Below are 25,897 nucleotides of genomic sequence, written 5' to 3' on the forward strand. Positions count from 1 at the left end.
ATCTCTTATATCAAGCTCTCTTTTTGAAAAGAGACTTACTTTTTCAGTAGCCTCTTAAATAACGATCCTTTTTTTATTACTCATTTTATCCTCAATAAGTTTTTGTGCTAATAAAATACTAATATCTTTGCCGCTTTTAATAAAAGAACCCGAATCTTAAAAACAAATAAATGAAAAGATTTACACTTACAACAATGTTTATCATTTGTGCCACAGTATCTATGAAATCCCAATCCTACATAGGATTTCTTACCGATAACTACAACGGTGTTCATGGTATTATTAGCAACCCGGCAAATATTGTCGATTCCAGATTTAAAACCGACGTTAATCTGGCAGGAGTCAGTGCTTTTGCAGGTAATGATTATTATGCAATAAATTTTAACGATATCTTTGATGACAATTATGATATCGAGGATGATGCAAAAAAATTTCCTAAAGAAAAAAACAACATCTTAGGAAACGTTGATGTACTTGGCCCGTCTTTTATGTTTAACATAAACGAAAAAAATTCTATTGCTATTTCTACAAGAGCAAGAGCATTTTATAGCCTAAGCGAGGTAAATGGTCAAACTTTTGAAAATATAATCAATGATTTTGACAAAAATCAAGATTTTATAGTAAGTGAAGGGGATTTATTTTCAAGTGTTCATGCTTGGGCAGAATTTGGAGTATCATACGCCAGAGTTATGATGAATAAGGAACAACATTTTCTTAAAGGGGGGCTTACCGTTAAATATTTACAAGGACTTGGCAATGCGTATGTAGTAGGTAAAAATGTTAATTTAAACTATGATGCAGATGGCACTTTACTGCCAAATGGAACCAGAATAGGTAGTGTAAATACCACAGGAGAATTATCTTATGGATATAGTAAAAATCTTGAAGAAGATTTTGATGAATTTGAAGTAGTTGATGGTGCTAGAGGAGTAGGTCTGGATTTGGGATTTGTGTACGAATGGAGACCCGATCATGAAAAATACACTTCTACAGACAATAAAGGAAATACATACATGCCAAAAGATATCAATAAATATAAATTGAAGTTTGGTATGTCCCTTACAGATCTTGGATCTATTAATTATAGTGATGGTGTAGAAGAAAGATATGAAATTACCAATACACTAGATCAAAACACTTTTGATAATATTGACATTGATAAATTAGAAAACTTTTATACCGTTTTACCCTTAGCAAAAACAGATAAAGCAGTATTACCAACCGCATTACATATTAATGCAGATTGGAATATAAATCAAAAATTCTATATTAATTTAAACGGAGATTTATCTTTAACCGCAAAAAATAAAATAAACAGAAGCAGAATTGCAAATGTTGTATCCCTTACTCCTCGTTTCGAAAGTAAATGGTTTAGTTTTTATTCTCCTTTAAGCATGGTACAACATAGTGGTTTTCAATGGGGAGCAGGACTTAGGGCTGGTCCGTTTTATGTAGGTTCCGGATCTGTATTATCTGCATTGATAGGAAGCGATATTAAAGCGGCAGATGTATATGTTGGCCTTAAAGTACCTGTTTATCAATCCAGACCTAAAGACAAAGATGAAGATGGTGTGTTAGACAAAGTTGACGAATGCCCGGATGTGAAAGGCCCCCAAGAAAATTTTGGTTGCCCATGGCCGGATACCGATGGGGATACCGTATTGGATAAAGATGATAATTGCCCCGAAGAAGCTGGAGAAGCAGATAATGGTGGTTGCCCATGGCCGGATACCGATGGGGATAGCGTATTGGATAAAGATGATAATTGCCCGGATGTTGCAGGCCCTATAGATAATGGTGGTTGCCCGTGGCCGGATACCGATGGGGATAGCGTATTGGATAAAGATGATAATTGCCCAAATATAGCAGGAACTGTTGCCAATAATGGTTGCCCGGAGGTTACTGAAGAAATTCAGAAAACACTTAATAATTATGCAAAAACTATTCTTTTTGATTTAGGAAAATCTTCTATAAAAAAAGAGTCCAACCAAGTACTTGGTGATATTATTAATATATTAAACGAATATCCTACAGCCAAGTTTACAGTAGAAGGACATACAGATAGTGGCGGTAGTAATACTCTTAACCAAAGACTATCTGACTCCAGAGCAAATTCTGTAAAAAATTATTTGGTAGAAAATGGTGTGGACAAGTTTAGGTTATCTGCTATAGGATATGGTGAAGACCGACCAATTGCCACTAATAAAACCAAAGCAGGAAGAGCTCAAAACCGAAGAGTAGAGATAAACTTAGTAAGAGAATAAAAAAATATTCTATATTCTAACTGCAAAATTAAATCCTTTAAATAAATCCTTGAAGAAGTACCTTCAAGGATTTATTTATTTATACTCTACCATAATTTAAACCTTTAACCCAGATTATGCAAGTGCTATACTTGATCCCCTGTCAAGCTGAATACAAGCGTTTTTCCTTAATCTTGAAAAAAATAATTCAATTTAATTGCACGCCATCAAAAAATTAAATTGGCACAAAAAACTCTTTCCAAAAACAAGAATCTGCCCATCTAGTCTCTGACGAATATAATATATCCCTATGTTTACAGTAGGAATCAAATATTGAAGATATAGTATCCGAATATTTCATAAACCCTGTAATATCTTCCTTTTCTATATACGCCTGGATTGCATCTGCAGCTTCTTTTGCTGTATAAATGGCTGTACTTATTCCATGAGAAGATAACGGATCAAAAGATAAAGCAGCGTCTCCTATCGCTAGCCAATTTTTACCATACACCTCCTTAGCTTTAGTAGAGTTTGCTTTTCCTCCTATTACTTTTATTTCAGGTTTTCTTACTATAAAATCCTTTAAAAATAACGTTTCTGAAAGCACATCTCGCCAATTACAATAATTTTTAAGCTCTTGTTGTATCTTGTTTCCTTTATTTGTAAAAACAGATACTACATTCGTTTCTTTATCTAACCCAGAAACGATTCCCCAGCCTTCTTTAAAAGATTCTACATATACATCATGTACCAATTTTGGGTGTGCAATCCTTGGTATATGACAACTAAAGGAAGTAAGGTTATCATATTCATGAATAGAAACATTCATTTTTTTGACAATAACTTGGTTTCTTCCTGTTGCATCTATAATTATCGTACCTGTAATTGTTTCATTTTTAGAATTGTTTTCGATCTCGATAAAAACCTTAGAGTTTGTTGCACTAATATTTCTTATGTTTTCAAAACGTACAATGTTCTCCTTACAAACTTCTTCCAAATCTTTTATAATAGCTTCTTTATTAATTTTTAAGCCATTTTTATATAACGGTTGTAAAAAGAAATTAATATCGGTTATAGTAGTTTTTCCCCACAGAGAATGATATCCATACGTTTTTCGAATTGTGTTTTTTTCAAAAACCCCTAGAAGGTCTAAATATTTTAATAAAGGTATTGCCGAAGGTGGTAATGTTTCTGCCAAAGCAATATTCTTTTTTCTACCAATACGATCCAAAACTAAATGATCAATATTTTTTTTCTTAAGAAGAAAGGACAAAGCTATTCCTGCAATACCTTTACCTACAATAATAACCTCTGTATTCATTTATTTATCATCCGCATTTTTTCCGCTATATGAAACGTATACTGTTTCTGGTAGCCCTTCAATACCTGTCTCTAATTTTCTTCCTGCTACTATTCCTATTTTTTTCCACTGATATACCATATTGATAAGCCCATTAAGATAACCTCCTTCTGCATGATATCCAATAAAACCAGTATCTGCTGTATGCAACCAGGCTAAGCGATTTGCATAGATATTTCGCTTAGTATCGTCTAAAATATTTGGGTCTAAAAGTTTTTGATAACTTTCATGAGGAAGCACGTGTACTGGCAAATTTGCAGCCCACCATGATGGTATAGGGTATTGTTTTTCTACAAAAACGGCTTGACAACTTCCAGCATCAGATTGCCAAGGAATTCCCATCCATTTAGTAAGATCCCCTGGGGTTAATTTCCAAAGCCAGTTTTTCTCATTCTCAAGAACCATAGATTCTCTAATATCTTCTGAATTCATTTGAAACCCAAAATCATTATAAAAAATATCTTTTTGTTCTGTAATTGTAGCTGCATTTAGACGAACCTCTCTTAAACCATAAAAACCATAATTACAATACCCCTCTGTAATCCAGTCATATACCCTATTATTTTCGGCATAAATAATATTATGTCGCATCGGCCAAGTTAATTCTACTCCTGGATGAAAACCTCCTCCGTATAATGTTTCCAGAACTGCTCTGGTCATCAATAAAGGTTTTTTAGACTCCTCTTTAAACGATTCTAAAAACTGCTTTTGATAAAATGCCCCCATTTCATCAATAGTTTTAAAATTAAAATCTGGAGGGGTTTCAAATTTTCCGTCTCTCCAGTTTTTAAGCTGTTCGTATAACATTGGCGGAATTGCAAACCATTGTGCGGGACTACCTGGATAATCAATAGCATCGCCAGGATAATATGGAAGTTTTAGTATATCAGTACCGCTCCCTCTATTAACAATATCGGTATTATCTTTACTTGGTATTATAGGTTCGTTATTATATACATACTCTGGGTTTCTAAAAAGATCAAACACTTGTTCTCTTACCTTATCTGCTTGTTCTTTTGGTTCTTTTTGGTATATAAACTTAAATTTATCTTCTGCGATAAGCTTATCTATTGTTTCTTTAAAAGACGGAGAAAGAAAGTCCCCTAAGTTAACCCATTGCATTCTATACAAACGATAAAATATAGGGAAAACCAAACTTAGTTCAGGTATGTAACTTTCGTTGGCTGCGCCTGCAATTAAATCATACATTGTAGATATTGGTTGAATCTGTGGTGCATAATCTGGTGGTGCTGTTGCAATCCATGCAGAAGATAATGCATCATCCAAATGGTATGTATCTCCTCCTTTTTTAGGGGTAATAGATGCTGTAACTCTACCATCACAAATATCATCATACCAATTAGAGTTGTCTGCAAAATCATTATTAAGATCCGATGGATTTAGCGATGCAGAAATACCATCTGCCCCATAAAAAATCAATGTTCCTTCATCATACTCTATAGTCCCCAAATCTACCGATTTAGAAGATGTGTTCATACTCGAAGCAAGCATGCTTACTCCTTCTTTTTTAGAAGGAAACTCTCCCTGTATTATTTTACGTTGAGCAGTTTCATCTACACTCACAACCCCAGGATGGTTAATTAGCTCTTTGCGATAATCATATCCTCCTTTTACTCGCATAGCTTGGTTTAACACATTTGGGTTTCTTCGTTTAGCACCAATACCTGGTGCTAATTTGTTTTTTGCAAAATTGGGGGATAAATTTTGATTTTCTGATAATACAGAAAGATCCAGACTATTATTAAAATCGTACCAAAACGGCTTTTTATTTGCTACTTCAACAGACCATTTTATATTATAATCCTTAGGATCTATTTGTTGTGTTGGTACTCCATTGGTATCACATTCATAAATATAAAATCGTTGCGCTTGTTTTTTTATTGCCCCTTCTTTAGTTAAATAATTTTTATCTGTATCGTATAAATTAGCCCAGGGTATTTCTGGGCTAAAGATAACTTCATCTTTTTTTGCGGGCCCATTTCCTAATCGAGCGACCCCTATAGAAGGGTAAATTCTAAATTTTGGTGGTTTTTTAGTACTCATTATATTGGTTTTAAGATTTCTTAAAGTTAATAAAAAATATGAAGGATCTATATTTAGCTTGATTTTATAGTAAACGGTATTCTATTCTTTTAAAATTCAACCTATATAATTTTCCGAGGTCCTGTCTCGAATGTAGCGTAAAGGTTTAAAAAAAGAGTCTTGGTTCTTGCAGCGAAACGATATTGTTTTGCCTTGTTTCTGATACCTTTACAGTTTTGCCCCCGAGATAGTTCATTATCTAAAAAGCACTATTGTATTTATTGACCTTAGATCAAGAAGATTGGTTTTTTGAAGAAATATAAAACTTTGGAGTATAGCCGGTAAACTTCTTGAAAGTTGTTGAAAAATATTGTGAAGAACTAAATCCCAGATCAAAAGCTACCGTGGTTATAGTATCCTTTTTAAGCAGGTCGATCTTTGATTGCTCAATTTTTAATTTATTTATATACTCTTTTGGAGGTATACCTACAGCATTTTTAAACCACGATTTAAAATATCCTACAGAGACTTTTGAAATCTCTGCTAACTCATCTACATAAATCATCCTGTGCATATTTTTTGCTATATAGGTGTCTATATTATTTAACTTTTGTAATGGAAACCCCTTTTGTTTCCTTTTGGAAAGCTGCAAAACCTCTAGTACAATCTGTATTATAAGTTGATTGATTATTATATTGGATAAAATATCATTATTGTTTTTTTGTAATTCACATAAAAGTTTTTCGAGTATAAATTTAATCTGAAATGTTCCTTTAAAAACCTTTTGAGAAACATTTATTATCTGTTTCAAAAGAAAATCAGATTGCTCTACAGACAAATTACATAACCCCTCCTGATCGTTAGAACAGGTTATTTGTAACCAAAACAGCTCTCCTTTTTCTTCAGGATAATTGCCTGTACTATGTTTTTTATTGGGAGGAATAACAAGAATATCATTTCCATACAGTCTAAACTCTTCGCCTTCTATTATATAATGTTGCTCTCCTTTACTACAAAAACATATTTCTATAGCATTAAGATGCTCGTGTACCGGTAACTTAGGCTGTGCTTTGAAGTATTTATAATACCCAAACTGTAAACATCGCTTAATGTTATAATCTTTCAAAAAATATACAATACGCTCTTCTGAAACTTTATTCATTTTTGTATAAAAAAGTAAGGTAGTATAAATTTAGAAGATTTACCAGATTGATTTACCCATCTTTGAATAAAAAAACACGTTATAATGAAATCCATACAAAAACAATTTTTAGAAAACGGATATACAAAAGTTGACCAACTATTAGACTTTACCGAAGTTAAAGAATTACAAAATATCTATACTAATTTATTAGAAGATAAAGAAAAAACAATGCACCTAAGGAGTGATCTGGCTGGAACAGATCCTAATAAACCAAAAACTACCGAACGTATAACACAAATAATGAGACCTGGCTTAGTGGCTCCTGAATTACTAAAACACATTGCATACTCAAAAGCTTTACACTTGGCAAAAAAGTTATTGGGTGATGATATGGAGTTAGACTTTGATATGCTTATAAACAAAGCTCCTCATACAAATACTCCAACCCCATGGCATCAGGATGCTGCTTATTGGATTAATTTGCCTGATAAAAGGGCTGTGAGTTGTTGGATAGCACTGGATAATGTATATGAAAATAATGGTTGTATGTGGTTTCTTTCTGTTAAAAATGAACATCTATTAGAGCATAGTAGTTTGCCCAATGGCGGAGCTTTGTATTGTGAAACAGATACAACCAATGCAATACCAATACCTCTTAATCCTGGTGGTTGTACTTTTCATGATGGTTTTACGCTACATTATAGTCATGGAAATAGCACAAATAGCCAAAGAAGGGCTTTGATTTTAAATTTCAGGCCAAAAAAAATGATTGCTTTAGAAAGAGAACAAGGTATGGACCATACTGGTATTAGAAAAAAACGATCTTAATAAAAAACTATTATATTATGTCAATATCTCCCTTTCCTTCTCTTATCAAAACAGGTTCCCCGCTGGTTAGGTCAATAATCGTTGAAGGTATATTATCCCCGTACCCTCCATCTACAACTATATCTACCAGATTGCCCCATTTTTCAAGGATCAACTCGGGATCTGTAGTATACTCTATTACTTCATCTTCGTCATAAATAGAAGTAGACACAATTGGGTTTCCTAATTCTTCAACAATCGATGTACATATATTATTGTCCGGAACCCGAATACCAACTGTTTTTCTTTTTTTAAAAACTGTTGGCAAATTATTATTTCCTGGTAAAATAAAAGTATAAGGTCCTGGCAATGTTCTTTTCAATAACTTAAATGTAGCATTATCTATCTGCTTTACATAATCTGATAAATTACTAAGGTCTTTACAAATAAATGAAAAATTAGCTTTAGCGAGTTTTACCCCTTTAATTTGGGCAATACGCTCCAGAGCTCTATTATTAGTTATATCACAACCCAGTCCATAAACCGTATCTGTTGGATAAATAACCAGCCCTCCATTACGCAAATAAGTAACTACTCGTTTTATGTCTTTAGGATTAGGATTTTCGTTATATAATTTTATAAACTCTGCCATATAAATAGTTATAAATCAAAGATACTGCTAAATATGATATAAAAACCAAATCCCTGTGGCTCTGTTCTATATAACTTTCAACTTTGCAAAACGAAGCAATAGTTTTTTCATTCCTCCTTTTTCAAAATGAATTTCGGCTTTTCGATCCTGTCCTACACCTTCTATTTTAAGAATTTTGCCTATACCAAACCGCATGTGTTCTACTGCTATCCCGGGCATCAGATCACTATCAAAAAGATTGGTAGTGTTTTCTTCTGTAGCTTCATCGGTAACTGGTCTTAATTTTCTTAATTTACGTAACTGCTCTTCGGTGGGCTTATGTGCTAATGGAGGTGTTCCTGTAACCGGTTTTTTTAGTCTTAGTTTACTTTTATCTACTTCTCCAAAAATATCCGAATCAATTAGTGGTTTATATCGATAGCTGTCTACAGGGATCATATACTCCAGGTATTGTTCGTCAATTTCTTCTATAAACCTGCTTGGCTCTGCGTCTACTAGTTTTCCCCATCGATAACGGGATTGTGTATAGGTAAGATATGCTTGTTTTTCTGCACGAGTTAATGCTACATAAAACAAACGTCGTTCTTCTTCTAATTCGCTTCGGGTATTCATACTCATTCCCGAAGGAAAAAGATCTTCTTCCATCCCAACTATATACACATAAGGAAACTCCAACCCTTTAGCCAGATGAATAGTCATTAGTGCTACTCTGTCATCATCTCCTGTATCCTGATCCAAATCTGTTGCCAGTGCTACATCTTCCAAAAACTCTGCCATAGCCCCCCTAACATCTGCTACTTCTTTTTGTCCTTCTACAAAATCACGTATCCCATTAAGTAATTCTTCTATGTTTTCAATTCTGGCTATCCCTTCTGGCGTTCCATCTTTTTTAAGTTCTTGCAGCAACCCTGTTTTTTTTGCTACAATTTCTGCTAGCACAAATGCATCTGAGGTTTCATTAGTTACTTGAAAACTTTTTATCATTGTGATAAAATTTTCTAGCCTCGTTTTGGTCCCGCTATTGATTTTTAAATTAATTCGATCCAGATTCTCAATAACCTCAAAGATAGAACGCCCATAATGATTTGCGGCAACCACTAATTTATCTACGGTAGTTCCGCCAATTCCCCTTGCCGGATAATTAATCACTCTTTTTAATGCTTCTTCATCTTTGGGATTAATTACCAACCTCAGATATGCCAGTACATCTTTGATTTCTTTTCTTTGATAAAAAGATAATCCGCCATAAATCCTGTACTTTATATCCCGCTTACGCAAAGCATCTTCTATTGCTCTGGATTGCGCATTTGTTCTGTACAATACTGCAAATTTTCCATTTCCTAACTGATGTTGCATCTGGTTTTCAAAAATAGAACTTGCCACAAACCTTCCCTCATCTCCATCGGTTATTAAACGATTTACGATAATTTTGGGGCCATCATCATTTGCTGTCCAAACTACTTTGTCCAGCTTGGTTTTATTTTTGTCTATAATAGAATTTGCTGCTTCTACAATATTTTTTGTAGATCTATAATTTTGTTCTAACCTATATTGCTGTACGTTATCATAATCCTTTTGAAAATTAAGGATATTATTGATATTTGCCCCACGAAAAGCATATATACTTTGCGCATCATCTCCTACAACACAAATATTTTGAAATTTATCTGACAAGGCTCTTACAATAAGATATTGAGAATGATTTGTATCCTGGTACTCATCTACCAAAATATATCTAAACCGGTTTTGATATTTGGCCAGAACATCTGGAAAACGGTTTAGCAACTCATTTGTTTTTAATAGCAGATCATCAAAATCCATTGCTCCGGCTTTAAAGCACCTATCTACATACTGTTCATAAATTTCACCCATTCGCGGGCGTTTGGCCATTGCATCGGCTTCTACCAGATCTGCATTCTGAAAATATGCTTTTACAGTTATCAAACTATTTTTATATGAAGAAATACGGGAGTATACTTGCTTGTACTTATATATATCCTTATCCAACCCCATCTCTTTGATTATAGAAGCTATTAATCGTTGAGAGTCCTGAGTATCATAAATTGTAAAATTAGACGGATACCCCAATTTATCTGCTTCAAATCTTAATATTTTAGCAAAAATCGAATGAAAAGTCCCCATCCATAGGTTTTTAGCCTCACTTGGCCCTACAATACTTGCAATACGCTTTTTCATTTCGCGAGCTGCCTTATTGGTAAATGTCAAAGACAGTATATTAAAGGAATCCACACCTTTATGCATTAAATAGGCAATACGATATGTAAGCACTCGGGTTTTACCAGAACCGGCACCGGCAATCACAATCATTGGTCCATCTATCTGAAGTACAGGTGCTCTTTGTGCATCATTTAGCTCTGCTATATATTCTTCCAAAGTAGTAACATTTTAAGGGCGAAATTTAAGGAAAGAACTACGGTTATAAAAACAACTGCCAGGTTTCTTTTAAACCAATTATTAACTATCCTCATTTTTATCGCAATTGATGTGGTACAATACATAAACCCCAATATCATTTATATGTACAGGTAAACCCGGATTATACATTAAATCTGTTACAATTAAAAAACTGCTTCACATACAGGCGCTACATTAAAATTAACAAAACACCAGTGTTGGTATTATAATTTTCCTACTACTTGTTTTTAATTTTCCTACATAATATAGCTTTTGAAAATAAAAAAATAGACAAAAAACAATATTTAAAGACAAAATTCATATATTTATCGAAACAATAAAACAAAACTTATTCCTAATTTTATTAAAAGTTAACTAAACTCAACACTTATGGCCCCAAACATGAATGTGCAAATAGTACAAAAAGAGCAAATTAAATTTTTAAAATTTCCAAAAGAAGATGTATTAGACAAAAGAAAAGATCAAATAGATCGGTTTTTGGAACTACAAAGAGCACTTGCTCTGGGTAATCTTGAACACCATAAAGTAAGAATTGTATTTGTAGATGATACAGGTTTCAAAAAAGTAGAGACCACTATATGGGGAATAACAGATAAAGAAGTTATTTTAAAACAATCTACAATTATCCCTCTGGAAAGAATAATAAGTATTTCATGATTATGTATTATAATTAAACGCTGATATTTCTAAATTTGTTAGAGGTATGAAACCTGTTTCTTATGTTAAATGAAACTTCTAGAAATAGTATCAATATATTTTTATTGATACTATTTTTTATTGGCAAAAATGTTTTTATTTGCATTTTGATACACAACCTTTGATTGTTTTTGAAATCAAAAAAATCTCAAAAAAAAAACTTATAAAATTAATTACTACCATCCCCCTAACTCAACATGAAAAAAAAATTACTGGACTATCTATTGCTTACTATGTTTATAGTAAATTGCAGTGCTTATGGGCAATCTGAAAACTCTTATCTATTATCTAATAATCAACAAAATTTTGTAAACGATTTAATTAATTCTAATAAAAGTAAATCCTCTACCTTTAAAACAACAGAAAATCAAAGTTTTTCCTTTCATTTGAATATCAAAAAAGAAAAAGGAAGTAATCTTACTTTATTAGGAACGGTAAATGGAGAAAAGTTATCTACTTTTTCTATTTCCAGAACCAATAATATTTTAAATGGTACTATTATATTACATAGTGCAAAAAAAGCATACATACTTTATTCCGAAATAAATGGTAAGGTATTTATTAAAGAAACCGATATTAATAAAGTTATTTGTGTAGATTTTGAAAGAGTACATACCGAGGAGGTTACTACAGTTAATAAAGCTTCAAAAATGCCTCCTCCACCAATATTAGAAAGTCTTCCCGGAGCTCCTGGTATTATTTATTTAGACTTTGATGGTGAGGTAGTCTCTGGTACATGGTGGCTTGGTGGAGCGACTATAAATGCACAATCCCCTAATTTTTCTGATCAAAAAATAACAGAAATTTGGAAAATAATGGCAGAAGACTTCAGACCATTTAATCTTAACGTTACCACCCGCAGAGATCTTTTTGATGCTGCTCCCGTAAATCGTAGAATGATGTGCATCTTCACTCCTACAAAGGATGCAAGACCAGACTCTGGAGGAGTAGCTTATTTAAACTCTTTTTCCTCTAGTGCAGACAATCCTTGCTGGATATATAATTTGTCTACAAGAGCTGCCGGTGAAACCGGCTCTCATGAGGTCGGACATACTTTAGGATTATCTCACGATGGACAAGGAAGTACAGAGTATTATGCAGGACACGGGCAATGGAGCCCTATTATGGGATGGAGCGTAAACAGACCTATCGGGCAATGGAGCGCAGGCGAATATGATAACGCAACAAGTAACCAGGATGATATTGCAATTATTGCTAATAGCAGAAACGGAGTTGGTTTTCAAAACGATGATCATGGCGATGGTATAGCTAATGCTACCTCTATAAAAGTATCCCCCGCAGGGATTGTTAGCGATAACCAAAATTTTGGATTAATTAGTACCAGAGAGGATAAAGATGTATTTACTTTTGCCGTAGAGACCGGAAATGTATCTTTAAATTTTAATCCAGATCCGGATTATCCAAATCTTAATATTCAGGCTAGAATTCTTAATGAGCTGGGGCAAGAAGTCGCTATTTCTAACCCTAATGGCCTTAGTGCATCTATAAATCAAATCCTTACTGAAGGAATTTATTATATAGAAATCGATGGTGTTGGTGAAGGAACCGTAAACAATGGATATTCTGATTATGCTTCTTTAGGTAATTATACTATATCTGGTACTTATATCCCAGGAGATGATAAAAATCCGCCTTTATCAGAATTTGAAGCAGTAAAAAATTGTTTTACAATTGATTTTATAAATAATTCTACAAACAAAATCAACTCCTATCTTTGGGACTTTGGAGACGGTACCACATCTACAAATGAAAACCCCAGTCACACGTATGCTATGCAAGGTAATTATACAGTATCCCTTACAACAACTAACGATTCAGGAAATAATAAAAAAGAAAAAGTAAATTTTATAAACATACAAACCCCGGATCAACCTACTGTTTCCAATATAAATATTTGCAGTGGAGAATCTGCCATATTAACTGCATCTGGTAATAGTGAATATAAATGGTATACCAGTGCAACAGAAAGCACAAGAAGTATTGCTTCCGGAGCTACTTTTGTTACTCCTGCTTTAACCTCTAATGCTACTTATTATGTTGAAGGTGTTATTGGTGGTTGTGTTACTAGTACAAGGACTGCAGTAAATGTAACTGTATCTCCCAGTCCTAAACAGCCGGTTGCTACAAATCAAAGTATTTGTAGTGGAGAATCTGTAATTTTAACGGTATCTGGTAATAGTGAATATAAATGGTACGAAACTTCTTCTGGCGGTACTAGTATTGCTTCTGGAGCTACCTATGAAACTCCCGTACTTAACACTTCTAAAACGTATTATGTAGAAGGAGTCTTAGGAAACTGTACTTCTGCCAGAACAGAAGTAACAGCAATAGTAAAGACAAGCCCTGAACAACCTGTATCTTCTACTCAAAATATTTGTAAAGGAGAATCTGCTACTATTATAGCATCCGGAAACAGTAATTACAAATGGTACGACACCCCTGTAGGTGGTACCAGTATCGTATCCGGATCTAGTTTTGAAACTCCTGTACTAGATACTAACGTTACATATTATATAGAAGGAATAATCGGAGATTGTATTACCAAAACCAGAACCGAAGTAAAAATAATAGTATCAGAAAATCCGGATCAACCAATAATTGAAGTTAATCAAAATCAAAAACTAAGCATTCCCTCAGAGTTTTTTACCTATCAATGGTATTTTAACGGAGAAGTAATTAATGGTGCTGATCAAGCCGAATATATTCCAACAAAAGTTGGAGAATATACAATAGAAGTAACTAATGAAGGTGGCTGTAATAGTATTTCTAAAGTATTTAATGTAGATCAGTCTTTTCTTAATTTAGGTAATGATACAAAAACATTTACCTACTATCCTAATCCGGTTAATGATGATGATATTTTACATATAGAAGGCTTTACACCGCAGGATTATGACGTAAGAATTGTTAATCTTCTAGGGAAAATAGTGATACAATCTACTCCTGTATCTAAAATAGATGTTTCTGAATTATCAGATGGTTTATATATTTTACTTATAAATAATAAGCCAATAGGTAAACTCATAAGAGAGTAATTTTTTAAATCCAAAAACCTAAAGAGCCTTGGTTTGATGTAAAGAAATCAATAACCCCGGAGCAAGTTCACGAGGTATGCTTCCAAAAATATATTTTGTTTTCGAGGCAAGCCTCGGATAATTAAACTCCACAATGTGGATTAAAAAAGTCATAAAATTGAAGTGCCCCCAAAAGTTAAACACTATTTGGGGGTATTTTTATAAGTAGAAAACCATACTGCCTTTCCATCTTTAGATTTATGTTATAAATATCACCTATTTTATAATACTTTTGAAAATAAGGGATTACAATAGACTAATACCAAAAAAAATGTTTATAACTTTAATGAAACATAAAAAAACGGGGGTAATCTTCTGTGGACTGAGACTCTCGAAGTCCAACCTTTCGAGTAACCTCAGGGTTCGGGTGGACTGAGGCTCTCGAAGTCCAACCTTCAGTTTGATATGGTTTTCACTTCTAAAGCAGGTTAAAGAATATTTTAACTTTGCTTTAATAGATTTTTGAATATCTTTAGAATCCAAAATTTAAAGCTTGAAAAATACAATAGTACCCTATCTTTTTATTCTGTTACCAATATTTGCCTTTTCGCAACAAAAAACTCAGCAAGGCAAAATAATCTCTGAGTTTGGAGAAACATACGTGGTAAACAATCCCGATTTTAAAACCGACACCCTAAAAGACTTAAAAGCAGTATTTGATATTGGCAGAACATTTAAGGATAGTTCTAAAGTAAATCCTCTGTTTAATACTGCGGCAAGATATCTTAATATGCATGAAAATGCAGGAGTTCCTATTAGCAAATTACACGTTGCTTTGGTTGTTCATGGTGCAGCAGCAAATGATATATTAAACAATACCGAATATAAAAACAAGTATGGTATAGATAATCCTAATACACCTTTGCTTTCTGCTTTGGCAGAAAAAGGTGTACAAATTATTTTATGCGGACAGACTGCTGCACATAGAAATATTTCTAAAGAAAAAATATTGTCAGAAGTAAAGATTGCATTATCTGCAATGACTGCCTTGGTACAATTACAGAACGAAAATTACAGACTCATTAATTTTTAAACCTAATGAAAAAACAAACACAAACATTTTTATTTATTATAACAATGATCTTTTGTACCGCATACGGGCAACAAATAGATCCGGATATTAATGCTTCTGCAGAAAAAATTGAATCTAAAGTAATTGAATGGAGACGGGATTTTCATCAAAACCCCGAACTCTCTAACCAAGAATTTGAAACTGCTAAAAAAATAGCAAAACATCTTAAAGGTTTAGGCTTAGAAGTAACCGAAAATGTTGCCAAAACAGGAGTAGTTGCTATTCTAAAAGGAAAAAAAGAAGGAAAAACAGTTGCATTAAGAGCAGATATAGATGCATTACCTGTAACAGAACGAGTAGATATCCCTTTTAAATCTATAGTAAAAGCTAATTTTTTAAATACCGAAGTTGGTGTTAGCCATGCCTGTGGTCATGATACCCATACCTCTATCTTAATGGGGGTTGCAGAGGTTCTTTCTAAACATAAAGATAAAATAAATGGTACGGTTAAATTTATTTTTCAACCCGCAGAAGAAGGTCCCCCACCCGGAGAAGAAGGTGGTGCTAAATTAATGATTAAAGAAGGGGTATTAAAAAACCCGGATGTAGATGCTATTTTTGGTTTACACATAAACTCTGGTACAGATGTAGGTAAAATACGCTATAAACCAGGAGGAACTATGGCTGCAGTAGAAAGATTTGTTATTAATGTAAAAGGAAAACAAACACATGGTTCTGCCCCTTGGTCCGGAATAGACCCCATATTAATCTCCGCAAAAATTATTGATGGATTACAAACTATTATAAGCAGAGAATCCCCTTTAGTTAATGAGGCGGCTGTTATTACTGTTGGAAAAATCACCAGTGGTGTTCGGTTTAATATTATTCCGGAAAGTGCCGAAATGATTGGTACGGTAAGAACTCTGGATCCAGAAATGAGAACTCTTATCATTAAAAGAATGAATGAGATGGTACCATCTATTGCAAAAGCGTATGGTGGTGATGCCACTATTACTTTTCAAAACAATACTTCTATTACTTATAATGATCCCGATTTGGTAAAAATGATGCTTCCAACCATTCAAGGTGTTGCTGGTAAAGAAAATGTACTTTTATCCAAAGCAACTACTGGCGGAGAGGATTTTTCTTATTTTCAGGAAGTAGTGCCCGGATTCTATTTCTTTTTAGGAGGAAAAACACCCGGGTCTAAAGAAGCTGCTCCTCATCACACCCCTGATTTTTATATCGATGAAAGCGGTTTATTATTAGGGGTAAAAGTAATGTCCCAACTCACACTAGATTATCTTAATGCCCAATAGATAAAATCAATAACCTAGGAGTACCCTCACGAGGTATGCTTATGAAAATATATTTTGTTTTCGAAGTAAGCCTTAGAGAATTAAACTCTACAATGTGGATTAAAATGGAAAATATATTTAATTTTTTAGGTTCGATATCCTGGTGGGTATGGATCATTATTGCTTTAGCATTAGTAGCTATTCGGGATATGTTTTTAAACAAAAAACATACTATTAGCCATAACTTTCCTATTATCGGTCATCTTAGGTATTTATTAGAGAGTATTGGTCCGGAAATGAGGCAATATCTGGTAGCTAATAATCGAGAGGAACTTCCTTTTAACAGAATTGAAAGAGGATGGGTCTATGCCTCTTCAAAAAACGAAAACAATTATGAGGGATTTGGTACCGATAGGGATATATATCAACACCAGCATATTTTTATAAAAAATTGTATGATACCATACAAAATGGATAAAGATCACCCTAATAAAGAGGATAAGACTTTTTTACCTTGTGCAAAAGTAATGGGGATTTATAATAAACGTGAAAAACCATATCGCCCGGGATCGGTTATCAATGTTTCTGCCATGAGTTTTGGTTCTCTTTCTGCCCGCGCAGTAGAATCTTTAAATATAGGGGTACAAAAAGCCAATGCATATCATAATACCGGAGAAGGAGGACTTTCTCCATATCATAGCAATGGTGGGGATGTAATCTTTCATTTTGGAACAGGTTATTTTGGGGTGCGAAGTAAAGATGGTAATTTTTCTATGAAAAAAATGAAAGAACTTGTTACCAAAAATCCATTTATAAGGGCTATTGAAATTAAATTATCTCAAGGAGCAAAACCAGGAAAAGGAGGGGTCTTACCAGGTGCTAAAATTACTCCCCAGATTGCAGAGATCAGAGGTGTTGAAGTTGGAAAAGACGTACTCTCCCCTTCTTCACATAAGGCATTTACAAATGTTCCGGAGCTTTTACAATTTATTGAAGATATCGCAAAAGAAACCGGGCTTCCTGTAGGAATTAAAGCTGCAATAGGAAAAACCGAGCAATGGGAACTTCTAGCTAAACTAATGGTAGAAACCGACAGAGGACCTGATTTTATTACTATAGATGGTGGCGAAGGTGGTACAGGTGCTGCTCCTCCTAGTTTTGCAGACCATGTATCTTTACCATGGGTATATGGATTTACAGCTATTTATAAAATTTTTCAGAAATATAACCTTACAGACAGAGTGGTTTTTATTGGTAGTGGAAAATTAGGATTTCCTGCAAAAGCAGCTATGGCATTTGCAATGGGGGTAGATTGTATAAATGTTGCCCGCGAAGCTATGATGAGTATTGGTTGTATACAAGCACAAGTATGCCATACCAATAGATGCCCCAGCGGAATAGCAACACAAAGTAAATGGTTGCAAAAAGGAATTGATATTCCTTTAAAATCAGATCGCCTGGCACAATACTTTAAAACTTTTAGAAAAGAGTTTATAGAAATAACACATGCTACAGGATATGAGCACCCTTGTCAATTTACCATGCAGGATATAGATCTTAATGTAGATGACGGAGAACTTACTAAAACACTGGAAGAGTCTTTTAAATATACCAAAAACCCTGTAGAATATACCTGTGCAAAAGATCTGAAAGAATGTACTTATTTGGGTGGGGACTATAAAAATCAAACAAAATAACCAATTTAATAACCTTGCCAACTTATCCTGTAAAAACTCATAAGATATGTTTTTTTTAAGGTAACTATAAGGGGTTAAACAAGTAATTATATTACTTTTGAATATAAAAAATAATATCTGACCATACATGAAAATCGAAATTTTACCTTTAATTATCTCTTTAGTTCCTGCTCTGTTAATTACATTACTTGCTTTGTATTTTTTCAAAACACATACAGATAATGAAGAAAAACGCCGAAGGTTCTTGTTGCACAGAGAAAATCAAAAACAAGCTTTACCCCTTAAACTACAAGCATACGAACGTATGGTTTTGTTGCTAGAACGAATTTCACCAGGTAATTTGCTTATTAGGGTATCCCCTTTGGGAGAAAACAAAAAAGACTATGAGTATTTATTAACAAGTACTATCGATCAAGAATTTGAGCATAATCTTACCCAACAAATCTACATCTCTGATGAATGTTGGAACACTATTAAAGCTACTAAAAATGCTACTATAGCTTTAATTAGAAAAACCACATTAAATGAAGATGTAGATTCTGCAAATAAGATGAGAGAAGTAATTCTTACCGAACTTATAGAAAAAGGAGCTCCCAGTGATACTGCTTTAGCTTTTATCAAGGAAGAAATAAGCGATGTTTTTTAATCCCGTTTATCCTTAAAAGTAACATAATATATACAGGCTACCCTGCCATGTCTATATTTTTAAGTTTATTTTCTTCTGCCAGTTCTGCTTTTTTTGCTGCATATTCATACCCTTGTCTCCACCAGCTTCCCATAAGTTTTTTGTTAAAAACCAAAGAATTTTCAGTAAGTTTGGATGGGGTATAATATAAGTTTAACGGTACTTTTTTATTAATTGCTGCTAATTTTCCAACCACTGTATCATGACCTTCAACCTGATCCAGCATATAACTAAACAGATTTACCATAAGAGAAAACGGATTTTTTCCTAATACTTTATTGTGTTCCATATTTTCGGACTCTAAAATAATAGCATCTACCTCTGTTGCTCCCCGCCGTATTGCTTCCCGTATAGGTACCATACATCCAAAACCACCATCTGCATATTCACAGCCATTTTTGGTAACCAAGCTCATAAAAGGAACATAATTACACGATATCCAGATCCAGTCGCAAAAATCTTCATACGAAAAATCATTTATAGATTTATATTCTGTTTTGTTTTTAGTTAGATTAGACACGGTTACAACAACATCCTTTACTTTTTTACGTGCCAGGTTAAATTCGGCTTCCGAAAAATTTCTTCGTATAGATCTTCGTAAATTTTTACTTTCACCAAAGGTTCGTTTCCTTTTTATGAACTGCCATAATGATGAAAAAAAATTGATCGACACATATTCTCTGTCTCCTTTTTTTCTTACCACAAAAGGATTGACATTAAAAATAGTATTTTGATTAACGTTGGTATATATATCATACATCTTATCGATGTTGCCCAAAGCCAATTGAGAAATTAAAAGGCTTCCTGTCGAAGTACCTAAAAATATATCATATTCTTTACCTTGCTTTTGGATTAAATATTGTGCTACTCCCCCTGCATAAGCTCCTTTACTTCCTCCACCCGAAATTACTAGTGCCCGCATATTTTATATTGGATTAGAAATATTTTTTTGTTTTGCAAACTTATACCCTTTTGCCCACCATTGCGTCATTTTTTCTTTATCAAAAACCAATGAGTTTGTAGTAAGCACCGTTGGTGTATAATACAAATCCAGTGCTACATTTTCTTGTAAAGCTTTAAATTTACCTATTCTAATATTTTGATGCTCTATCCTGTCCATCATAAAATCTACCATATTGGTTATTAACGAAAAAGGATTTTTAGTAGGCATTCGGTTTAAATAATTAATTTCTGTTTCTAATACAATTACATCCAACTCTGTTGCTCCCCTGCGTATTGCTTCTTCAATAGGAACCATAGATCCCAAACCACCATCTACATAATCACAATTGTTTTTTCTTACCAAACTCATAAAAGGAGGGTAATTACAGGATATCCATATCCAGTCTAAAAAATCTTTATATAAGCATTCTTTTATCGATTTATATTCTACTTCATTAGCAGACAAATTTGTTACTGTAATAATTACATCTTTATCGCTAGATTGTAACTCTTCAAAAAAAGGCTCAGAAATAGCATTTTCAATAAGTTCTCTAAGGTTACTACTATCTCCAAAAGATTTATTGCCTTTCAATAAATTACGTAAAACATTAAAATGATTAATACTTATGTTGGTATATCCCCTTTTCTTTTTAACAGTAAACGGGCAGTTTTTAAAAATAGAATTTTGAGTTACTGAGGTATAAAAGTTTTTGATTTCTTCAATTTTTGATAATGCCAGATGAGAAACCAATAAGCTACCTGTAGAGGTTCCAAGAAAAAGATCGTATTTCCTTCCTAAATCCTGAATTAAGTATTGTGCAACGCCACCTGCAAAAGCTCCTTTACTACCGCCTCCGGAAATTACCAATGCACGCATATTTTATATTATGGGGTTATTTTTTTTTCTAAAAAATCTTGTTGATCTTTTGGTAAACTATTTATTAAAACTACATATTTCTTTTTATATTTTTCATCTTGTAGTAATTTATCGAGTATTTTTCTACAAAAATCCCTAAAACGCCAATTATAATGCGTAGCTCCTTCTACAAGAGAGACTAATGAATTGTCTGAAAATGCCTGTAGGCTTTCTAAATAAGTAAAAGCATTTTCGCGAGTGCTAAAACTATATTTTAAAGAGGTATACCCTGCTAACTCTATATAATATTTTTGATGCTGATCGGTATGATAATCTGGTGTACTCAGAGCAAGAATCAGCCATAACATTCTAACATTTTTGTTGGCAAACCCTATAACCTCTTTTGTTGCATCCAGATATTCTTTCCTTTTTTCAGGAAAACCAGACCATAAGTGATATAATGCTGCCTCTATTGTGGCATAAGATGGGTCTTTTAATAACGATTCGTATTGTGCTTGCAAATCTTTTGGAACGGTACTTAATGTATTTGCAATAGCCTGACGAACAAAAATGTTATTCGTCTCAAAAGCTTTATCATACAACGCGATTACTTCTGGAGAGGTATCCCCTCCTAACTGATAAATAACCTCTTGCCCCATATAATCATTTGTTGGCAGATTAAGTGCTTTTGCCAACATACTCCATTTTCCTGCCAAAGGTTGGGTTCGCTCTTGTGCCAGACTTAAATAATCTTTAATAAATTGTGATTTTGCCAGAATATCCAATGCTTCTTGCGAAGGAAATTTCACATTCTCCATCCATAATTTCTTAAATGTACTTAAATCTGTCTTGCTAACCTCTTCTGCCACTGCTATAAAATCTTCTGTAGTAGCATTGGCGAACTTGTATTTTTCCAAAAAATTATGAACCGTAATTTTAAAACTGGTATCACCGATCAGATTCCTAAGAGCATGTATTGCCCAGGCTCCCCGTTGGTAAAAAGTTAACGAACTTGCATTGGGATCTAGTAAAGAAGTAGCACTTTTTGTTTTGGACAATTCGGTAAGTTGCTCTGCACTTTCGTATAATTTATATAAAAAATAATCTTCACCAAAAATTTCTTTTTCTGCCCAAAGCGCGTAATACGTAGCAAAACCTTCTTGTAACCAGTGGTGTTTCCCTTCGGTTTCGGTTATTAAGTCTCCAAACCATTGATGTGCTAATTCGTGTGCATTAACATTTATATAATTTTGATCTACAAAAGCGGTTTCGTCTACGACAAAAGCATCCGAAAAAATAGTGGCCCCAGTATTTTCCATCCCGGCATACAAAAAGTCTTTTACAGGAATTTGCTTATAATTTTGCCAAGGAAAAGCATATCCTATTTCTTTTTCTAAAAAGTCAAATATCTTTTTGCTATGCCGATACGTAGGTTCGTATTTATCCTTATCTGTTGGGTAATAGTACATCTCTAAAGAAGTACCATTAGCAGAAACCTCCACAACTTTTTCGTACTTGCCTATCACAAAAGCTACCAGATAGCTACTCATTGGTTGTTGCATATCATAGTACCAACGTTGTACAGAGTCATTTACAGATTCAGTTTTTATAAGGTTTCCGTTAGCAATTACCTCGTATCCTTTATTAAACTGTAATGTAAGATCAAACACTACTTTTTCATTCATATCATCAAAACTAGGCAGCCAATTAGAGGTATATTTACCTTGCCCTTGTGTCCAAACCTGATCGTTACCACTATAATCCTTTACAAAATACAATGCCTTTTTAGGGGTTGCCGTATATTGAATGGTTACACTCTGTTCTGTTGGTGATTCTTCAAAATCAGATGGGATAGTTATCTTTTTGTTATCATACGTATACTCTGCTTTGTTACCATTTACAGTAACTTGTTGGATGTTCATATTTTGAGCATCTATATATATCGATTTAGTTGGTTTAATAATCTTAAAAGTATAGGTTACATTTCCATCCACTTCTTTTTTTTCTGCATCAATATGTAATGTAGCTGTACTTTCTAAAAAATCAACATACGGCTGTACTTTTATATTACTATCCGACTTTTGTGCAATCCCAATACACGAAATAAGCAATATAAAAAAGGCTAAAATAAATTTCATTTGTTTCTGCTTAGTTATTTTTCTTTGGTATCTGACAAAGTTCCTGTTTTTATTGATTTAAAAAAATCATAGCAGTACTAACTTCTATTTCTTCTTAACCAAATGTTCTGCCAAAATAACGAAATTAGCATACTAATGTGGCAATTTTTGCATAGAACCTTTATAATAAGGGTTGAACTATTTTTGAATAAATACTATCTTCGTCCTAATGAATCCTAATATCTTACAAACTCCGATCGATTATCTTAAAGGCGTGGGGCCTACCCGGGGTACTTTGCTTCGGTCTGAGCTTGGCATCCATACCTATCAGGATTTATTAAATCTTTTTCCTAATCGGTATCTGGATAAAACACAATACTATAAAATCAATCAGTTACAACGTAACTCTGCCGAAGTACAAATCGTAGGCAAGATTGTTCACCTTAAAACAGTAGAGCAAAAAAAAGGAAAACGATTGGTAGCTAAATTTATAGATGATACCGGCGAAATAGAACTGGTATGGTTTAAAGGTCATAAATGGATTAGGGAAAACATTAAACTAAACACCCCGTATGTAATCTTTGGCAAGACCAAGTATTATAATGGATTTAGTATGCCTCACCCAGAAATGGAACTACTGGCAGAGCATAAACAAAACTTAAGAACTGCAATGCAACCCATTTACCCTTCTACCGAAAAATTATCGAATAGAGGGATTACCAACAGGGTATTAAGTAAAATGATGCAACAGCTTTTTATCGAAACTAATGTTAGGTTTTATGATACGTTATCTGCCGAGATTTTAGAAGAATTAAAATTGATTTCCAAAAGCGAGGCCGTTTTTAATATTCATTTTCCAAAAAGTCAGGAGTTACTGGCAAAGGCACAATATCGCCTTAAATTTGAAGAGTTATTTTACATACAATTACAACTTATCCTAAAAAAGTTAATTCGAAAACAGAAGATTAAAGGGTTTCCTTTTACCGAAGTTGGAGAAAATTTTACCAATTTTTATAACAACCATCTGCCGTTTGAGCTTACCAATGCCCAAAAACGTGTTATAAAAGAAATACGAAATGATATTGGCAGTAGTGCACAAATGAACCGCCTTTTGCAAGGAGATGTAGGTTCTGGTAAAACCATAGTTGGGCTAATGATTATGCTTTTGGCTATGGATAATGGTTTTCAGGCATGCCTTATGGCACCTACAGCTATTTTAGCTAATCAACACTACCAAGGGATTACAGAGCTTACCAAAGATCTGGATATTAATGTAAAATTATTAATGGGTAGCTCTAAAGCTAAAGAGCGCAGAGAAATCCATCGAGAGTTAGAAGATGGTACGTTACACATCCTTATTGGCACCCATGCTATACTTGAAGAAAAAGTGCAGTTTAAAAACCTTGGACTGGCAATTATTGATGAACAGCATAGGTTTGGCGTAGCACAACGAGCCAAATTATGGCATAAAAACACCTATCCACCACATGTTTTGGTAATGACTGCAACCCCTATACCCAGAACCCTTGCGATGAGCTTGTACGGGGATTTGGATATTTCGGTAATTGATGAATTGCCCCCGGGGCGAAAGGCTATTAAAACGGTGCATCGTTATGATAGTAACCGTTTAAAGGTTTTTAAGTTTATGGCAGACGAAATACAGAAAGGAAGACAAATCTATATTGTATATCCTTTAATACAAGAATCGGAAGCCATGGATTACAAAGATCTTATGGATGGGTACGAGAGTATTGCCCGCTCCTTCCCTGCTCCACAATATCAGATATCTATCGTGCATGGCAAAATGAAACCCGCAGATAAGGATTATGAGATGGAGCGCTTTGTAAAAGGTGAAACACAAATCATGGTAGCAACTACAGTTATCGAGGTTGGTGTTAATGTTCCTAACGCCAGTGTTATGATTATAGAAAGTGCAGAGCGTTTTGGGCTATCTCAATTACACCAACTACGGGGGCGTGTGGGACGTGGTGCCGAGCAAAGTTTTTGTATACTTATGACCGGTTTTAAATTATCTGCCGATAGCAAAACCCGGTTAGAAACCATGGTACGTACCAATGATGGTTTTGATATTGCCGAAGTAGATTTAAAACTACGGGGACCGGGAGACATTATGGGTACACAGCAAAGTGGCGTGCTTAACTTAAAAATAGCAGACATTGTAAGGGATAATGATATTTTAAAAACCGCAAGGTACTATGCCATTAAAATCCTAAACGAAGACCCTTCTTTAACTTTAGAAAAAAATAAAGTCCTATTGTATACTTATCAACAAATGGCAAAACATAAAAATATTTGGAACTATATTTCTTAATTTTAGATTAGCAAAAAGTGACAAAGAGATCACAAAAAAACCTATAAAATGCAGCTAATAAGCACCCCAAAGGTAAAAGACGTTTTTAACCAATATCCCGAGTTTGTATTACCACAAATACAATCCCTTAGAGAATTAATTATAGAAACAGCATCGACTATAGAAGGGCTTACAGAGCTAGAAGAAACCCTAAAATGGGGGGAACCAAGTTATCTCACAAAACACGGTAGCACTATAAGAATAGATTGGAAAGCAAAAAAACCAGAACAGTATGCCATGTACTTTCAATGTACCTCCAGCCTGATCGCAACCTTTAGGATTCTTTATAAGGATGTATTTGCTTTTGAAGGAAGCAGGGCAATAATATTTAAGTTACAGGATAAAATACCAAAAGCCGAAGTAAAACAATGTATACAATTGGCATTAACTTATCATAAAGTTAAGCACCTGCCCCTATTGGGAGCGTAGGATAGTGCAGATTG

The 25,897-nt window shown here is 33.9% G+C and carries 18 protein-coding genes; 10 read left to right on the forward strand and 8 right to left on the reverse strand.

Annotated features, from left to right (window positions below):
* Positions 1-170 precede the first annotated feature (170 nt).
* Entirely contained in the window at positions 171-2,264 is a 2,094-nt protein-coding gene (locus tag ACZIYX_RS19150; protein ID WP_462683871.1) for a DUF5723 family protein, read from the forward strand.
* A gap of 214 nt (positions 2,265-2,478) precedes the next feature.
* Here ACZIYX_RS19150 and ACZIYX_RS19155 read toward each other — a convergent pair whose 3' ends face one another.
* From ACZIYX_RS19155 to ACZIYX_RS19165, 3 genes are all read right to left on the reverse strand, one after another.
* On the reverse strand, positions 2,479-3,564 hold the full coding sequence (locus tag ACZIYX_RS19155) for an NAD(P)/FAD-dependent oxidoreductase (protein WP_462683872.1): 1,086 nt from the start codon (positions 3,562-3,564) through the stop codon (positions 2,479-2,481).
* The gene (locus ACZIYX_RS19160; RefSeq protein WP_462683873.1) at positions 3,565-5,667 is read right to left on the reverse strand and encodes a LodA/GoxA family CTQ-dependent oxidase; all 2,103 of its coding nucleotides are present in this window, start codon (positions 5,665-5,667) and stop codon (positions 3,565-3,567) included.
* Between the two features lie 271 nt (positions 5,668-5,938).
* Positions 5,939-6,808, reverse strand: coding sequence for an AraC family transcriptional regulator (locus ACZIYX_RS19165; protein ID WP_462683874.1), 870 nt, complete (start codon positions 6,806-6,808; stop codon positions 5,939-5,941).
* An 84-nt stretch (positions 6,809-6,892) separates the two neighbouring features.
* Between ACZIYX_RS19165 and ACZIYX_RS19170 the strand changes: the two genes are divergently transcribed.
* A complete protein-coding gene (locus tag ACZIYX_RS19170) occupies positions 6,893-7,618 on the forward strand; it encodes a phytanoyl-CoA dioxygenase family protein (protein WP_462683875.1) in 726 nt (241 codons plus the stop codon).
* Positions 7,619-7,628: 10 nt separating this feature from the next.
* Here the strand turns inward: ACZIYX_RS19170 and ACZIYX_RS19175 are convergent, their stop codons facing one another.
* Both ACZIYX_RS19175 and ACZIYX_RS19180 read right to left on the reverse strand, forming a co-directional pair.
* A complete protein-coding gene (locus ACZIYX_RS19175; RefSeq protein ID WP_462683876.1) occupies positions 7,629-8,249 on the reverse strand; it encodes an L-threonylcarbamoyladenylate synthase in 621 nt (206 codons plus the stop codon).
* 66 nt (positions 8,250-8,315) lie between these two features.
* Positions 8,316-10,643 (reverse strand): ATP-dependent helicase, encoded by a 2,328-nt coding sequence (locus tag ACZIYX_RS19180; RefSeq protein WP_462683877.1) that lies wholly within the window; start codon positions 10,641-10,643, stop codon positions 8,316-8,318.
* A 411-nt stretch (positions 10,644-11,054) separates the two neighbouring features.
* On the opposite strand from ACZIYX_RS19180, the gene ACZIYX_RS19185 reads away from it, so the two are divergent.
* The 6 genes from ACZIYX_RS19185 (at position 11,055) to ACZIYX_RS19210 (ending at position 19,129) form a co-directional block, all read left to right on the forward strand.
* Positions 11,055-11,342: a hypothetical protein gene (locus ACZIYX_RS19185; RefSeq protein WP_462683878.1), complete on the forward strand. Its 288-nt coding sequence runs from the start codon at positions 11,055-11,057 to the stop codon at positions 11,340-11,342.
* A 236-nt stretch (positions 11,343-11,578) separates the two neighbouring features.
* On the forward strand, positions 11,579-14,437 hold the full coding sequence (locus tag ACZIYX_RS19190) for an Ig-like domain-containing protein (protein ID WP_462683879.1): 2,859 nt from the start codon (positions 11,579-11,581) through the stop codon (positions 14,435-14,437).
* A gap of 532 nt (positions 14,438-14,969) precedes the next feature.
* Positions 14,970-15,509 (forward strand): DsrE family protein, encoded by a 540-nt coding sequence (locus tag ACZIYX_RS19195; protein ID WP_462683880.1) that lies wholly within the window; start codon positions 14,970-14,972, stop codon positions 15,507-15,509.
* Positions 15,510-15,514: 5 nt separating this feature from the next.
* On the forward strand, positions 15,515-16,807 hold the full coding sequence (locus ACZIYX_RS19200) for an amidohydrolase (RefSeq protein ID WP_462683881.1): 1,293 nt from the start codon (positions 15,515-15,517) through the stop codon (positions 16,805-16,807).
* A gap of 104 nt (positions 16,808-16,911) precedes the next feature.
* Positions 16,912-18,483 carry an FMN-binding glutamate synthase family protein gene (locus ACZIYX_RS19205; protein ID WP_462683896.1) on the forward strand — a complete coding sequence of 524 codons (1,572 nt, stop codon included), beginning with the start codon at positions 16,912-16,914 and terminating at the stop codon, positions 18,481-18,483.
* A gap of 127 nt (positions 18,484-18,610) precedes the next feature.
* Positions 18,611-19,129 carry a DUF7935 family protein gene (locus ACZIYX_RS19210; protein WP_462683882.1) on the forward strand — a complete coding sequence of 173 codons (519 nt, stop codon included), beginning with the start codon at positions 18,611-18,613 and terminating at the stop codon, positions 19,127-19,129.
* A gap of 37 nt (positions 19,130-19,166) precedes the next feature.
* Here ACZIYX_RS19210 and ACZIYX_RS19215 read toward each other — a convergent pair whose 3' ends face one another.
* From ACZIYX_RS19215 to ACZIYX_RS19225, 3 genes are read right to left on the reverse strand one after another with little or no spacing between them, the layout of a single operon-like run.
* Positions 19,167-20,090 (reverse strand): patatin-like phospholipase family protein, encoded by a 924-nt coding sequence (locus ACZIYX_RS19215; RefSeq protein ID WP_462683883.1) that lies wholly within the window; start codon positions 20,088-20,090, stop codon positions 19,167-19,169.
* 3 nt (positions 20,091-20,093) lie between these two features.
* Positions 20,094-20,987, reverse strand: a complete 894-nt coding sequence (locus ACZIYX_RS19220) for a patatin-like phospholipase family protein (protein ID WP_462683884.1) — start codon at positions 20,985-20,987, stop codon at positions 20,094-20,096.
* A gap of 8 nt (positions 20,988-20,995) precedes the next feature.
* Positions 20,996-23,104, reverse strand: coding sequence for a M1 family metallopeptidase (locus ACZIYX_RS19225; RefSeq protein ID WP_462683885.1), 2,109 nt, complete (start codon positions 23,102-23,104; stop codon positions 20,996-20,998).
* Positions 23,105-23,312: 208 nt separating this feature from the next.
* On the opposite strand from ACZIYX_RS19225, the gene recG reads away from it, so the two are divergent.
* Together recG and ACZIYX_RS19235 are read left to right on the forward strand one after the other, a co-directional pair.
* Positions 23,313-25,415 carry an ATP-dependent DNA helicase RecG gene (gene recG, locus ACZIYX_RS19230; protein ID WP_462683886.1) on the forward strand — a complete coding sequence of 701 codons (2,103 nt, stop codon included), beginning with the start codon at positions 23,313-23,315 and terminating at the stop codon, positions 25,413-25,415.
* Between the two features lie 48 nt (positions 25,416-25,463).
* Positions 25,464-25,883 (forward strand): DUF1801 domain-containing protein, encoded by a 420-nt coding sequence (locus ACZIYX_RS19235; protein ID WP_462683887.1) that lies wholly within the window; start codon positions 25,464-25,466, stop codon positions 25,881-25,883.
* The last annotated feature ends 14 nt before the right edge of the window (positions 25,884-25,897 follow it).

Source organism: Aquimarina sp. (assembly GCF_977115655.1).

Excerpts from the sequence above, each read along its gene's own strand:
- ACZIYX_RS19150 (WP_462683871.1), top strand. The coding sequence starts at position 171 with ATGAAAAGATTTACACTTACAACAATGTTTATCATTTGTGCCACAGTA.
- ACZIYX_RS19155 (WP_462683872.1), bottom strand. The coding sequence starts at position 3,564 with ATGAATACAGAGGTTATTATTGTAGGTAAAGGTATTGCAGGAATAGCT.
- ACZIYX_RS19160 (WP_462683873.1), bottom strand. The coding sequence starts at position 5,667 with ATGAGTACTAAAAAACCACCAAAATTTAGAATTTACCCTTCTATAGGG.
- ACZIYX_RS19165 (WP_462683874.1), bottom strand. The coding sequence starts at position 6,808 with ATGAATAAAGTTTCAGAAGAGCGTATTGTATATTTTTTGAAAGATTAT.
- ACZIYX_RS19170 (WP_462683875.1), top strand. The coding sequence starts at position 6,893 with ATGAAATCCATACAAAAACAATTTTTAGAAAACGGATATACAAAAGTT.
- ACZIYX_RS19175 (WP_462683876.1), bottom strand. The coding sequence starts at position 8,249 with ATGGCAGAGTTTATAAAATTATATAACGAAAATCCTAATCCTAAAGAC.
- ACZIYX_RS19185 (WP_462683878.1), top strand. The coding sequence starts at position 11,055 with ATGGCCCCAAACATGAATGTGCAAATAGTACAAAAAGAGCAAATTAAA.
- ACZIYX_RS19190 (WP_462683879.1), top strand. The coding sequence starts at position 11,579 with ATGAAAAAAAAATTACTGGACTATCTATTGCTTACTATGTTTATAGTA.
- ACZIYX_RS19200 (WP_462683881.1), top strand. The coding sequence starts at position 15,515 with ATGAAAAAACAAACACAAACATTTTTATTTATTATAACAATGATCTTT.
- ACZIYX_RS19205 (WP_462683896.1), top strand. The coding sequence starts at position 16,912 with ATGGAAAATATATTTAATTTTTTAGGTTCGATATCCTGGTGGGTATGG.
- ACZIYX_RS19210 (WP_462683882.1), top strand. The coding sequence starts at position 18,611 with ATGAAAATCGAAATTTTACCTTTAATTATCTCTTTAGTTCCTGCTCTG.
- ACZIYX_RS19215 (WP_462683883.1), bottom strand. The coding sequence starts at position 20,090 with ATGCGGGCACTAGTAATTTCGGGTGGAGGAAGTAAAGGAGCTTATGCA.
- ACZIYX_RS19220 (WP_462683884.1), bottom strand. The coding sequence starts at position 20,987 with ATGCGTGCATTGGTAATTTCCGGAGGCGGTAGTAAAGGAGCTTTTGCA.
- ACZIYX_RS19225 (WP_462683885.1), bottom strand. The coding sequence starts at position 23,104 with ATGAAATTTATTTTAGCCTTTTTTATATTGCTTATTTCGTGTATTGGG.
- recG (WP_462683886.1), top strand. The coding sequence starts at position 23,313 with ATGAATCCTAATATCTTACAAACTCCGATCGATTATCTTAAAGGCGTG.
- ACZIYX_RS19235 (WP_462683887.1), top strand. The coding sequence starts at position 25,464 with ATGCAGCTAATAAGCACCCCAAAGGTAAAAGACGTTTTTAACCAATAT.